Genomic DNA, 13,477 nt, shown 5'->3' on the forward strand with positions numbered 1-13,477 from the left:
CGCCATTCACGCAAAGATGAAAAGGCCGGGGATCACTCCCCGGCCTTTTTCGTTTTAAGCAGCCTGCCCGTGGCAATGCTTGTATTTCAACCCCGACCCGCACGGGCACGGCGCGTTGCGGCTGACCCTGCCCTCCCATTCCGCGGGATCGGTGCCCAGATCGGGTTCCTCGGGCCGGACGTAGGATAACGGCGGCAGCGTCGTGGTGACCGTGCCCAGCGCCCCGCCGTCGAGATCGCGCGTATCGTCCTCGCCCGAGAACGGATCGAAATGCTGCGTGATGAAATCGGGCAGCTCAGGCAGTTCCGGCGGCGGCTGGAAACGGAACTCGGCATGCGCGAGCGTGCGAGTCACATCCTCGCGGATCGACGACAGCATGCGCTCGAAAAGCGCGAACGCCTCCTGCTTATACTCGTTGATCGGCGTCTTCTGCGCATAGGCGCGCAAGTGAATGACCTGGCGCAGCGCGTCGAGCGTCGCGAGATGCTCCTTCCAGTGGTGGTCGAGATTCTGCAGCAGGATTGATTTCTCGATCGTGGTCCACGTTTCGGCATCGATGTCCGCGCTCTTGCTCGTGACCAGGGCATCGGCGGCCTCGCGCAGCCGCTCCTCGACCATCTCGACATCGACCGATTCCTCGGTGAGCCAATCGTCGACCGGCGGCGTAATACCGAGCAGCTCGGTCGCTTTGGCCTTCATGCCCTCGACGTCCCACTGTTCGGGGTAGGATCCCGGCGGGCAAGAATCGCCGACGATCGAATTGACCGTCTCGGCGCGCATATCCTCGACCACGTCGCCAACCGCGTCGGCATCCATGATGTCCGCGCGCTGTTCGTAGACGACCTTGCGCTGGTCGTTCATCACGTCGTCATATTCGACGACCTGCTTGCGGATGTCGTAGTTGCGCGCTTCGACCTTCTTCTGCGCGGTCTCGATCGCCTTCGACATCCAGCGCGACGGCGGCAGCGCCTCGCCATCCTCCAGGCTGGAGCGCATCATCTTCGCGAACAGCGTGTTGGGTCCGAAGATACGCAGCAGGTCGTCGTCCAGCGACAGATAGAATCGCGACAGGCCGGGGTCGCCCTGGCGGCCCGAACGGCCTCTCAACTGATTGTCGATGCGACGGCTTTCGTGGCGTTCGGTGCCGAGCACGAACAGACCACCGGCCGCGAGCACTTCCTGCTTCTCTGCGGCGATCTCCGCCTTGATCCGCTCGATCGCGGCGTCGCGTTCCGGCCCTTCGGGCATTTCGGCGAGTTCGTCCTCGATGCGGAACTCCAGGTTGCCGCCAAGCTGGATGTCGGTGCCGCGGCCCGCCATATTGGTCGCGATCGTGACCGCGCCCTTGCGGCCCGCCTGCGCCACGATATGCGCTTCCATCTCGTGATAGCGCGCGTTGAGCACCTTGTGCTCGACCCCTTCCTCGACAAGGAATTCGGAGAGCATTTCGGATTTCTCGATCGACACGGTGCCGACCAGGATCGGCTGACCCTTGTCGGCATGTTCCTTGATCGTCTTCGCGATGCCGCGGAACTTGTCGTTCAGGTCCTTGTAGAACGTGTCCTCCTCGTCCACGCGCTTGACCGGCACGTTGGTCGGTATCGACACGACGTTCATCTTGTAGATGTCGTAGAACTCCGCCGCTTCGGTCGCCGCGGTCCCGGTCATGCCCGACAGCTTGGGATACATGCGGAAATAGTTCTGGAAGGTGATCGAGGCCATCGTCTGGTTCTCGGGCTCGATATCGACGCCCTCCTTCGCCTCGACCGCCTGGTGCAGGCCGTCCGACCAGCGCCTGCCGTCCATCATGCGACCGGTGAACTCGTCGATGATGATGACCTTGCCGTCTTTCACGATGTAATCGATGTCGCGCTTGAACATCATGTTGGCGCGCAGCGACTGGTTGAGGTGGTGGACCACCTGCGTGTTTTCGAAATCGTAGAGGTTATCGCCCTGGAGCAGCCCGGCCGCCTCCAGCATCCGCTCGACCGCCTCGGTGCCGTCTTCGGTCAGGATGATCGACTTCTGCTTCTCGTCCTTTTCGTAGGTGTCGGGCGCGAGCTGCTTCACGATCGCATCGACGCTCTTGTAGAGTTCCGACTTGTCGTCGGTCGGGCCGGAGATGATCAGCGGCGTGCGCGCTTCGTCGATCAGCACCGAATCGACTTCGTCGACGATCGCCATCGCGAACGGACGCTGCACCATCTGGTCGCGCTCGTATTTCATGTTGTCGCGCAGATAGTCGAAGCCGAATTCGTTGTTCGTGCCGTACGTGATGTCCGACCCATAGGCCGTCTTGCGCTGCTCGTCGGTCAGGTTCGGGATGATGACGCCGACCGTCATGCCTAGGAACTTATAGATCCGCCCCATCCACTCGGCGTCGCGCGCCGCCAGATAGTCGTTGACGGTAATGACGTGGACGCCCTTTCCGGTCAGCGCGTTGAGATAGACCGCCAGCGTCGCGACCAGGGTCTTGCCCTCGCCCGTCCGCATCTCGGCGATCTCGCCGCGATGGAGGACGATGCCGCCGATCATCTGCACGTCGAAATGACGCATGCCGAGCACGCGCATCGCCGCCTCACGCACGGTGGCGAAGGCTTCGGGCAGCAAATCGTCGAGCTTCTCGCCGTTCGCGAGCCGCGCGCGGAACTTGACCGTCTGATCGGCCAGCGTCGCATCGTCCATCGCCTTGAGCGACGGTTCGAAGCCGTTGATCTTGTTGACGATCGATCCGAGCGACTTAACGTAACGATCGTTGGACGACCCGAAAATGGATTTGGCGAGTCCGCCGAGCATGATGGTATTCCTGTTATATGGAGTGCGCGCAGCGCCGGGGACGCCGCACGGAAAATCAGCGTTGTGAAGGGGTCCGGCGCAGGCCAGACAGCCGGCTTATTCGCGCCGGCGGCTCGCGAAGGCGGGAACCGGATCGGCCAGCGCGAACGCGCGAAGCTCCGGCGTGACGCTGGTAGCAGGACCACCGACCGCCTGAACCGGCCGCGCCGCCACCTGAAGCCGCGCTGCCGCCGTCGCCTTGACGACGCTCGCGACGCTGCTGCTCAACGCCGCCGGCGTGACCGGCGCACGCACGCCACCCGAACCGCTAAGCGCGGACAGCAGGGCGGACAGGAGCAGGATCAGGTTCAAGCGATTACTTCACAGACGATGCGTGCGCGGTGACATAGGGGCGCGGAGGTTAAAGGTCTAATTATTTTGGCCAGCCATGCGAGACGGTCTGCCATCATTGCGCCGTTGGACGAGACATGACGAGTTTGACTCGGACGCCGCTCGGCTTGTCGATAGGCAAAAATGGGCCAGGTGGATTAGTGCATGTGTTCGTAATGGGCGGTCCACTCTGCGCCTCGACCCGGCAATTCGACACCTTACCGTCCGTGTTCACGTCAACATGTATGATCATCATCATGATGGCTTCACGGCCATCAGCTTCGTAGGTCATTGGGATTGCCGGTGTCCCATCGATGCCAAGCGATGACTCTACAACGAGTTCGGTCATTGGTGCAGTCGAGTTGCCGCGTGCAAAAGTTCCGAACTCAGGGGGCATTTCGCGCGTGACTGCACACATTTGCACGTCTGCCGGTGCAGGACCGGTGCGTTGCTCACTGCATGAAACGATCTTGCCAGCGGAATCGATCTTGATCTTGGCCCCGACACGCCAAGGCCCCGTCAGTTTAGTTGGCGGGCTGTCCTGCAATTCCCATCTCACTGCCGGCAACGTGTAGGTCGATGCGACAGGTCGGCCGCTCGCGTCCTTGGCCGGAACGAACCGCGCATTGGCAAGCGCCAGTTCGCAGGTACGCGCGTCCAGCGAAGCCGAACCGCTGCTCTCGACGATTTTGCAGGCAACGGCGGCGCCGGTCTTGTCGACCGAAAGTTGAGCGACGACCCGGCCCTGCTCGCCCTTGCGTTTCGCTTCGGGCGGATAGATGTCCATCGGGAACCAGTCGCCAATATTTCCCCGCGGGTGCGTCGGCTCCAGTCCGTCCTGGGCCGCGCCGGCCGTCGGCAATGCCAGCACCATCGCCAGCCCCAGCAATACCCGTCGCATCATATCTGCACCAACCGATCTCGAATTACTCGACCCTAGCCGATATCGATTGGTTGTCATCCACCCACTTTGCCTTGATCGAATAGGCCTCTTATGAGGCGTGCATGACCGACCGCTCTCCCCTCGCCCCGTCATCGCTGCCTGACCTGCCCGAAATCGCCGGCGTCACGCGCCGTGTCGCGCGGGCGCGTTACAAGACGTGGGACCGGTGCGACCTGACCTATGTCGAGCTGGCCCCGGGCACGACGGTCGCCGGTGTAACGACCAAGAGTAAATGCGCCTCGCCGGAGGTTGATTGGTGCCGCGCGGCGCTGGTGCTGGGCCGTGCGCGTGCACTGGTCGTCAATGCCGGCAACTCCAACGCCTTTACCGGCGATCGTGGACGGTATGCGGTCGAAGGCCTCGTCGCTCGCGTCGCCCGCCGTCTCGATTGCCAGCCCTCGGACGTGTTCGTCGCCTCTACGGGCGTGATCGGCGTGCCGCTGCCGCTCGACAAGGCCGAAGCCGGCTTGAGTGCCGCGTTCACCGCCGACCCCTGCGACTGGATCGTCGCGGCAGAGACGATCATGACCACCGACACCTTCGCGAAGGTCGCGGTAACGCAAGCCGTGATCGGCGACAAAACCGTCAACCTGGTCGGCATCATCAAGGGGTCGGGCATGATCGCGCCCGACATGGCGACGATGCTGGGCTTCGTCTTCACCGACGCGGCGGTCGATGCCGCGTGGCTGCAATCGGCGCTGTCGGCGGCGAACACCAAGAGCTTTTCGTGCATCACGGTCGACAGCGACACGTCGACCAGCGACACCGTGCTCGCCTTCGCGACGGGGGCGGCGGGCAACGTCGCGATCGCCGATAATGGCGACCCGGGGGCAAACGCCTTCCGCGCCGCGCTAGACGATCTCTGCCTGCAACTCGCTCACCTGGTCGTGCGCGACGGTGAGGGCGCGTCGAAATTCATCCGCATCGACGTGACCGGCGCCGAGAGTGACGACAGCGCGCATCGCATCGGCATGAGCATCGCCAACTCGCCGCTCGTGAAGACCGCGATCGCCGGTGAGGACGCCAATTGGGGGCGCGTGGTGATGGCGGTCGGCAAGGCGGGCGAACCCGCCGAGCGCGACAAGCTCGCCATCCGCTTCGGCGAGACGCAAGTGGCGAAAGACGGCCTCGCGGTCGATGGCTATGACGAAGCGCCGGTCGCGGCCCATTTGAAGGGCCAGGACATCGACATCGGCGTTGATCTGGGCCTTGGCGATGGCCGGGCAACGGTGTGGACGTGCGACCTGACCCACGGCTACATCTCGATTAACGCCGACTATCGCAGCTGATGACGCATCAGGTTCACATCATCGGCGGCGGTCTGGCCGGATCGGAAGCGGCATGGCAGCTCGCCGAGGCGGGCGTGCGCGTGAAGCTGTCCGAAATGCGCGGCGGCGGTGACATGTCGCCCGCTCACCAGACCGACAGCCTGGCAGAGCTCGTCTGCTCGAACAGCTTTCGGTCGGACGACGCAGAGAACAACGCCGTCGGCCTGCTCCACGCCGAGATGCGCACGTTCGGTTCGATCATCATGGCCGAGGGCGACCGGCACAAGGTTCCCGCCGGATCGGCGCTGGCGGTCGATCGTGAGGGCTTTTCGGCCGGCGTCACCGCACGCCTGGCGGCACATCCCAATATCGAGATCGTCCGCGAACGCGTCGATACATTGCCGGAGGGTCCCGCGATCATCGCCACCGGCCCCCTCACCGCCCCTGGCCTGGCCTCCAGCATCGGCGCGGCGACCGGCAGCGACGCTCTCGCCTTTTTCGATGCGATCGCCCCGATCGTGCATCACGACAGCATCGACATGAGCGTCGCGTGGCGCCAGGCGCGATGGAACAAGGGCGGCGACGACTACATCAACTGCCCGCTCGACAAGGACCAGTATCACGCCTTCGTCCAGGGCCTGATCGACGGCGAAAAGGGTGAGTTTCGCGACTGGGAAAAGAACACGCCCTATTTCGAAGGTTGCATGCCGATCGAGGTGATGGCGGAGCGCGGGCCGGAGACGTTGCGGTTCGGGCCGATGAAGGGTGTCGGACTGGACGATCCGCGCACCGGGCGCTGGCCCTATGCCTGCGTCCAGCTACGCCAGGACAATGCCAGCGGTACGCTGTGGAACATCGTCGGGTTCCAGACCAAGCTGAAGCACGCCGAGCAGGTGCGGCTGTTCCGGACGATCCCGGGGCTTGAGAACGCCGAATTCGCACGGCTGGGCGGTCTGCATCGCAACACCTTCATCCGCTCGCCCGAATTGCTCGACCCAACGTTGCGGCTCAAGTCGCGGCCCAACATCCGGTTCGCCGGCCAGATCACGGGCTGCGAGGGCTATGTCGAAAGCGCGGCGATTGGGTTGCTCGCGGGCCGGTTTGCCGCGGCGGAACTGCGGGGTGACGTCATGACGCCGCCGCCGGTCGAGACGGCCCTGGGGGCACTGCTGCATCATATCACCGGCGCAGCGGAGGCCGAGACCTACCAGCCGATGAACGTCAATTTCGGGCTGATGCCGCCGATCCCCGGCCGCACCAAGAAAGCGGATCGCAAGAAGATGTACACCGACCGTGCCCGCGCCGCGCTCGCGGAGTGGATGGCGGCTTAGGATTCTTCGTCGCGATTGTCGCTCGCGGGCGCCGGTTTGTCGCGGCAGTTCGCCTTGGCGCGGGGCTTACGCTTGACCGCCGTCGTGGCGAACTCGGTCGCGTTCATCGCGCCGGACTTGTCGGCGTCGGCGGTGGCGAACTTGGTTTCGGCCTTGATCGCCCATTCGTCGAACGACAACGCGCCGTCGCCATTGGTGTCGAGCTTGGCATAGGCTTTCTTCCGGGACGCGAGATATTCGTCGCGTGTGATCGATCCGTCGCGATCCTTGTCATAGCGATTGAAGCGCTTTTCCTCGCGCGTCTTGGCCGTCGCCTCCGGCACGGCGGGATCAGCGGTGGCCTGGCCCTCGGCGGTCGCGGCGCTCGCCGCCGGCATCGCCGCGAGCGGCGCCACCGTCGCCGGCCGCATCGCCTGCAGCATCATCCCCGCCACGACCAGCAAAGCCCCTGCGCCAGCCCCCGCCAGATACCGCCACATCGCGCCGCCCCCTTGATGCCCAGGTGCGATAGAATATCGTGTAATCCTCGACGGTAAAGACTAGCGCCCCGTAAGCCGGTGCCAGGCCAGCCGCGCCACGCGCCGCGCCGTCGCGGGACCGGCAAGATTCATCCGCGCGATATGTGTCAGTGCCCCCAACGGCCGGCCCTTCCGGCTCCATCGGCGGGCCGTCGCGCCGACAAGCAGCGGCAGCGCCGCGTCTCGCGCGATACCGGCCAGGACAGGATCACTGAGATGCGCGGCGAGATCGGCCAGCGCCCAGCCTCGCCCGGCCTCGGCCAGCGGGTCATCGACGCTACCGAGCACGGCTCCAGCCACCTCGAACAGGACTGCGCCCCGTAACCGCCCGTATTCATCGATGGCGTGTTGGTCGACAGGGCCGAGCAGCAATTCCCAACCGTCGTTCATCGTGGCGAGCGCCTCGCCCGTCAGTCCGAGCGGCAACACGTCCGCCGCGAGCGCCTCCAGCACCGGCTCCGCAGGCGGCGGCGCGGTATCGAGTTTCGCCAGCGCCTCCCGCCACCAAGCCAACCGCATCTGCCCTACCATCGGCTCCCGCGTCGTTCGCAGGACCTGGCCCAGCGCGGCGTCGAGTGCGAACAGCGCCCGTAACCCCGCACGCCGATCCGCTGGAGCATAGCTCATTGCCAGCGCGCGCTCCGGGTCCTCGATCGTCGTCACCGTAACATTAACCATTCGTCTTTAGGCGTCGTTATCCCTGCGAAGGCCATAGCGCACGCTCGTAGGATTTTATCGGGCGGAACGGGGCGGATGATCCAACCAGACGATCGTAAGGCGGTGCGGACGGCGTCCACCATGGGCAAGCTCCGTCGCGACGTGCGCGGCAACACGCTGGCGATGATGGCGATCGCGCTGATTCCGATTTCGGCGATGATCGGTTCGGGCATCGACACCGCGCGACTCTATGTCGTCAAGGTACGGTTGCAACAGGCTTGCGACGCTGGCGTGCTCGCCGGGCGCAAGGCAATGCTGTCGTCGAACTCGACTACGCTCGACACGAATGCCACGAATCAGGCAAGCGCATCGTTCAACAACAATTTCAAGGCGGGCTGGATGCGGACCGACACGGTCAGCTTCACGCCCTCGAAGACGACCGACCAACAAGTCAGCGGCGTGGCGTCGGCGAACGTGCCGATGAGCATCATGAAGATGTTCTCCGCGCCCGATGTCACGCTGAACGTGACGTGCGAGGCGCGCTACGACGTCGCCGACACCGACATGATGTTCGTGCTCGACACAACCGGGTCGATGGCCTGCACGTCGGGCGGCACCTGCACCGGCGCGGTCGATACTTATACGCGGTCCAACGGCACGACCGGCTATAAATCGCGCGAGGCGTCGGGATCGAAGATTTCAGGCCTGCGGACGGCCGTGCTCAATTTCTACGATACGATCGCGGCCAATATCGATCCTACCACGCACGTCCGCTACGGCTTCGTCACCTATTCGTCGACAGTGAACGCCGGCAAGGCGTTATACGACCTGTCGCCGAGCAACATCGTCGACAGCTGGACCTATCAGTCGCGCAAGATCGTCGGCGATGCCTACAACGGCAATTCGTCCACGACGAACTATACCGGCAAGACCGACGCCGATTGCAACGCGATGGCGGGCCGTACCCCAGCCACGGGTTTTACCACTACCGGCCAGGCCACACTGTACACCGTCGCCAAGCTCCCGTCGGCCAACAGCGGTACGTGTCAGATCAAGAACCAGCCGCTGAAGCCGACATGGCGCTACCAGCCCGTCACCTATGACACGAGCCAGTTCAAGACCGGCAACGCCGTCAACGATCCCAGCCGGATCGACGGCTCGAAGAGTTCCTGGGCCGGCTGTATCGAGGAACGCGATACGACCGCATCGGCGACGTTCGACGTCAACAACTTGCCACCCGACCTCGATCCCGACCTCGCTCCGACCAACGACTCGACCAAATGGCGCCCTATGTGGCCGGATGTCGAATATTACCGCGGCGGCAATACGACGTTGGACTATTCGGGCGACAGCAGCCTCCCGACCACTCCGGTCGCGCCTTATGCGTTCGGTGATAAGGAATATACCGGCAGCAGCGCGGTTCAATCGATGGTCCCGATGGACTATTCCGCCAACCAGAGCAGCGGATATTATTCCTGCGGCAAGCCGGTGTCACGCCTGGCAGTGATGACCCGGACGGATGTCAGCAACTTCGTCAACGCCGTCGATTTCGTCGCGCTCGGCGGCACGTATCACGATACCGGGATGATCTGGGGTACCCGGATGATCTCACCCAACGGCATCTTCGCGTCGGACACCGCCGCCTGGCCGGGCCGCAACGCGCCGAACCGCTATATCGTCTTCATGACCGACGGCGACATGGCGCCGAACGAGAAGATCTACGGCATGTACGGCATGGAATATTACGACAAGCGCGTCACTGGATCGGCCGGGACGTCGAACCTCACCAACTATCACAACGCACGCTTCCTGGCGGAATGCGCGGCGGCGAAGGCGCGCAACATCAAGGTGTTCGTGATCGGCTTCGGCCAGACCCTCACCACGCAGCTCACTCAGTGCGCTTCGCCGGGCAAGGCCTATTACGCCAGCGACAATGCTTCCCTGAACCAGGCGTTCCAGGACATCGCCAAGCAGATCGCGCTGCTCCGGATTTCGCAGTGATGCGTGCGCTCCGCTCCCTCCGTCGCGATACGCGCGGCGCGACGATCGTCGAATTCGCGATCGTCGCGCCCGTGATGATCCTGATGATGATGGGCATCGGCGATCTCGGCTATCAGGTCTACGCGCAATCGATCCTCAACGGCGCGATGCAAAAGGCCGGGCGGGACTCCGCGATCCAGGGCGGCGCCAACGCCACCGCGACGATCGACGGCAAGGTGTCGGCGATGGTGAAGAACATTGCGCAGAATGCGACGATCAGCTTCACGCGCAAGAACTACAGCTCGTTCAGCGTCATCAAGCCGGAGCCGTTCACCGATACCAACGGCAATGGCGTGCGCGACACTGGCGAGTGCTACACGGACGTCAACGGCAACAAGCAATGGGATGCCGATCCGGGCATGACCGGTCAAGGCGGCGCCAACGACGTCACGGTCTACACCGCCACGGTCACCTATCCCCATCTTTTTCCCGTCACCGGCCTGTTCGGCTGGCCGAGCACGCAGACGATCACCGCGTCGACCCTGCTCAAGAACCAACCCTATGCGTCACAGACGGTGGTGACTCCCGCGACGATATGCACATGATGATCTCCAAGGCTCGCACCGCTTTCTCGGCGCTCGCGCGCATGCGCCGCCGGCTGTCTCGCGACACCAGCGGTCTCGCGATGCTCGAATTCGCGTTCTCCGCGCCGATCGTGCTGATGATCGGGCTTTACGGTGTCGAGACCGCCAATCAGGCGCTGATCAACCTCAAGATCAGCCAGATCGCACTCAGCCTCGCCGACAACGGCTCGCGCGTCGGGTTGATCAGCGGCGCGAACATCGAGCAGTTGCGCGAGATCGACTTGAACGACGTGCTGGTAGCGGCGAAGAACCAGGGTTCCAGCATCGGCCTGACGACCAACGGCCGCATCACCATGTCGAGCCTCGAAAAGGATTCGAGCGGCACCCAACGCATCCATTGGCAGCGCTGCATCGGAACGAAATCGGGCACCAACTACGATTCGAGCTACGGGACGACGACCGTGACGGCGGGTACCGACACCACCCCCGCAAATGCCGGAACGCTCGCCCCCAATGGAATGGGCGACCCCGGCGCGCAGGTCCAGGCCCCGACCAGCGGCGGCGTGATCTTCGTGGAGATCAACTACGATTATCAGCCCATCGTCGGCAATTGGCTGTTCGGTCCGATGCGCATTCACTACCTCGCGTCGTTCGTGGTGCGCGACAATCGCGACTTCACGCAGATCTACAACCCCTCGCCGACCGCGACGCGGGCGACCTGCAACCTCTACCCGGCCTGATCCGCCGAACATGAAAAGGCCGCGCTCCCGATCGGAAACGCGGCCTTTTCCTTGCCCGTTCGGGCCGAGCCTTAGTAGCGGTAGTGATCCGGCTTGAACGGCCCTTCGACCGGCACGCCGATATAGTCCGCTTGCTTCTGCGACAGCTTGGTCAGCTTCACGCCCAGCTTTTCGAGGTGCAGTTCAGCGACCTTCTCGTCCAGGTGCTTCGGCAGGACATAAACGTCGTTCTTGTACTCGTTCGCCTTGGTGAACAACTCGATCTGCGCCAGCGTCTGGTTGGTGAAGCTCGACGACATCACGAACGACGGATGGCCGGTCGCGTTGCCCAGGTTCACCAGCCGGCCCTTCGACAGGATGATGATCTGCTTGCCGTCGGGGAATTCGACCAGATCGACCTGCGGCTTCACCTCGGTCCACTTGTAATTCGACAGGCCCGAAATCTGGATCTCACTGTCGAAATGGCCGATGTTGCAGACGATCGCCATGTTCTTCATTCCCGCCATATGCTCGGCGGTGATGACGTCGGCGTTGCCGGTCGCGGTGACGAAGATGTCGGAGCGCGTGACTGCTTCCTCCATCGTGACCACCTCATAGCCTTCCATCGCCGCCTGCAGGGCGCAGATCGGGTCGATCTCCGTCACCAGCACGCGCGCGCCGCCGTTGCGCAGCGACGCCGCCGATCCCTTGCCGACATCGCCGAAGCCGGCGACGGTCGCGACCTTGCCGGCCAGCATCACGTCGGTGCCGCGACGGATGGCGTCGACCAAGGATTCCTTGCAGCCATAAAGGTTGTCGAACTTCGACTTGGTCACGCTGTCGTTGACGTTGATCGCCGGGAACGGCAGTTCGCCCTTCTTCGCGATCGCGTACAGGCGGTGGACGCCGGTGGTCGTCTCTTCCGACACGCCCTTGATGTTCTTGACGGTCTCGGTGAGGTAGCCAGGCTTGCGCTTGATGAATTCCTTCACCGCGCGCTGCATCTCGACTTCCTCGTCATTCTCGGGCTCGCCGAACGACTGGCCGGCTTCGAGCTTGGCGCCCCACAGTGCGAACATCGTCGCGTCGCCGCCGTCGTCGAGGATCATGTTGCAGGTCTCGTCGCCCCAATCGAAGATCGAGCCGACATAGTCCCAATATTCGGCCAGGCTCTCGCCCTTCACCGCGAACACCGGCACGCCCGACGCCGCGATGGCGGCGGCGGCATGGTCCTGGGTCGAGTAGATGTTGCAGGTTGCCCAGCGAACCTTCGCGCCCAGCGCGGTCAGCGTCTCGATCAGGACAGCGGTCTGGATCGTCATGTGCAGCGAACCGGTGATGCGCGCACCCTTCAGCGGCTGGCTGGCGCCGAATTCCTGACGGAGCGCCATCAGACCCGGCATCTCGGTCTCGGCGATGTCGATTTCCTTGCGGCCGAAATCGGCGAGGGAAATGTCCTTCACGACATAATCGGTTGCACGGTCGAGCACGGTGGCCACGTCAGAATTCTCCGAAATTGGATTGATGCCGCGCGCCCTACAGCGATGCGCCCCGGATTGCAATAAGCATATAAAGATTTCTTTATATGTCTTTCGCCAAGATAGTCGCGGCCATGTCCTCGCCCTAGTCGCGACGATAGTTGATTACCCTACGCCAGGTGCGCTCGGCCCGTCCGCGGTGCATTCCACAAGGGACGGTCGAGCGGCTGGCTCACGCCCTGCCGGTCTCCGGCGCGAGCAGGCGAGGATCGATCCCCGCGCTAGCGAACCCCGCGGCCCAGCGATCGTCCGCCGGCGTGTCATAGATCAGGCTTTCATCCGCCGTCACGTTGAACCAGCCGTGACGCAACATCTCGCCGTCAAGCTGCCCCGCGCCCCACCCGGCATAGCCCAAGGCAACGACCCACCGACTCGGCCCCGCCCCCTCGGCAATCGCGTGCAGCACATCGACCGTGCCCGACAGCGACCAGCGTCCCGCGACGTCGATCGTGTCCTGCCCTCCCCAATCGGTCGAATGGATCACGAATCCTCGCCGTGGCTCGACCGGGCCGCCGAAATGGACCGGCGCATCGGGCGCGACGCCATGATCGATCTCGAACTGGTCGAGCACGTCGTGCAGTCCAAGACCGTCGATCTCGGCGCCGATGCCGATACCGATCGCGCCGTCCTCGTCATGCCCGCACATCGCTATCACGGCATGGTCGAACCGCGGATCGCCGATCCCCGGCATCGCGAGCAGGAATTGTCCGACCAGAAAACGCGCCGACTCCATGCCCGCTATCTTAAGCGGAGCGTCACCGCTTCGTCACCGCT

The 13,477-nt window shown here is 63.7% G+C and carries 12 protein-coding genes; 5 read left to right on the forward strand and 7 right to left on the reverse strand.

The features are described 5' to 3' along the window. Positions 1-54: 54 nt before the first annotated feature. From secA to J0J06_RS05685, 3 genes are all read right to left on the reverse strand, one after another. Positions 55-2,796 carry a preprotein translocase subunit SecA gene (gene secA / locus J0J06_RS05675; RefSeq protein ID WP_294040351.1) on the reverse strand — a complete coding sequence of 914 codons (2,742 nt, stop codon included), beginning with the start codon at positions 2,794-2,796 and terminating at the stop codon, positions 55-57. Positions 2,797-2,892: 96 nt separating this feature from the next. Continuing rightward, the gene (locus J0J06_RS05680) at positions 2,893-3,147 is read right to left on the reverse strand and encodes a hypothetical protein (RefSeq protein ID WP_294040352.1); all 255 of its coding nucleotides are present in this window, start codon (positions 3,145-3,147) and stop codon (positions 2,893-2,895) included. A 94-nt stretch (positions 3,148-3,241) separates the two neighbouring features. Beyond that, a complete protein-coding gene (locus J0J06_RS05685) occupies positions 3,242-4,069 on the reverse strand; it encodes an energy transducer TonB (protein ID WP_294040353.1) in 828 nt (275 codons plus the stop codon). Between the two features lie 101 nt (positions 4,070-4,170). On the opposite strand from J0J06_RS05685, the gene argJ reads away from it, so the two are divergent. Together argJ and trmFO are read left to right on the forward strand one after the other, a co-directional pair. Continuing rightward, the gene (argJ, locus tag J0J06_RS05690; protein ID WP_294040354.1) at positions 4,171-5,397 is read left to right on the forward strand and encodes a bifunctional glutamate N-acetyltransferase/amino-acid acetyltransferase ArgJ; all 1,227 of its coding nucleotides are present in this window, start codon (positions 4,171-4,173) and stop codon (positions 5,395-5,397) included. Further along, on the forward strand, positions 5,397-6,707 hold the full coding sequence (gene trmFO, locus J0J06_RS05695; RefSeq protein ID WP_294040355.1) for a methylenetetrahydrofolate--tRNA-(uracil(54)-C(5))-methyltransferase (FADH(2)-oxidizing) TrmFO: 1,311 nt from the start codon (positions 5,397-5,399) through the stop codon (positions 6,705-6,707). The genes argJ and trmFO overlap by 1 nt, the downstream gene beginning before the upstream one ends. Here trmFO and J0J06_RS05700 read toward each other — a convergent pair. After that, the gene (locus J0J06_RS05700; protein ID WP_294040356.1) at positions 6,704-7,186 is read right to left on the reverse strand and encodes an EF-hand domain-containing protein; all 483 of its coding nucleotides are present in this window, start codon (positions 7,184-7,186) and stop codon (positions 6,704-6,706) included. The two genes, trmFO and J0J06_RS05700, sit on opposite strands and share 4 nt — an antisense overlap. A 60-nt stretch (positions 7,187-7,246) precedes the next feature. Next, positions 7,247-7,903, reverse strand: coding sequence for a squalene/phytoene synthase family protein (locus tag J0J06_RS05705; protein ID WP_294040357.1), 657 nt, complete (start codon positions 7,901-7,903; stop codon positions 7,247-7,249). 75 nt (positions 7,904-7,978) lie between these two features. On the opposite strand from J0J06_RS05705, the gene J0J06_RS05710 reads away from it, so the two are divergent. The 3 genes from J0J06_RS05710 to J0J06_RS05720 are packed head-to-tail and all read left to right on the forward strand — an operon-like array spanning position 7,979 to position 11,186. Further along, positions 7,979-9,883: a TadE/TadG family type IV pilus assembly protein gene (locus J0J06_RS05710; RefSeq protein WP_294040358.1), complete on the forward strand. Its 1,905-nt coding sequence runs from the start codon at positions 7,979-7,981 to the stop codon at positions 9,881-9,883. Then, entirely contained in the window at positions 9,883-10,467 is a 585-nt protein-coding gene (locus J0J06_RS05715) for a TadE/TadG family type IV pilus assembly protein (protein WP_294040848.1), read from the forward strand. Before J0J06_RS05710 ends, J0J06_RS05715 begins: the two co-directional genes overlap by 1 nt. Next, positions 10,467-11,186 carry a hypothetical protein gene (locus J0J06_RS05720; RefSeq protein ID WP_294040359.1) on the forward strand — a complete coding sequence of 240 codons (720 nt, stop codon included), beginning with the start codon at positions 10,467-10,469 and terminating at the stop codon, positions 11,184-11,186. The genes J0J06_RS05715 and J0J06_RS05720 overlap by 1 nt, the downstream gene beginning before the upstream one ends. A 71-nt stretch (positions 11,187-11,257) precedes the next feature. Here J0J06_RS05720 and ahcY read toward each other — a convergent pair whose 3' ends face one another. Both ahcY and J0J06_RS05730 read right to left on the reverse strand, forming a co-directional pair. Then, positions 11,258-12,664 carry an adenosylhomocysteinase gene (gene ahcY, locus J0J06_RS05725; protein WP_294040360.1) on the reverse strand — a complete coding sequence of 469 codons (1,407 nt, stop codon included), beginning with the start codon at positions 12,662-12,664 and terminating at the stop codon, positions 11,258-11,260. A gap of 211 nt (positions 12,665-12,875) precedes the next feature. Then, positions 12,876-13,436 (reverse strand): YqgE/AlgH family protein, encoded by a 561-nt coding sequence (locus tag J0J06_RS05730; RefSeq protein ID WP_294040361.1) that lies wholly within the window; start codon positions 13,434-13,436, stop codon positions 12,876-12,878. Positions 13,437-13,477: the final 41 nt, after the last annotated feature.

This window comes from Sphingomonas sp. (assembly GCF_017304615.1).
In the GTDB taxonomy this organism is placed as follows: Bacteria; Pseudomonadota; Alphaproteobacteria; order Sphingomonadales; family Sphingomonadaceae; genus Sphingomonas.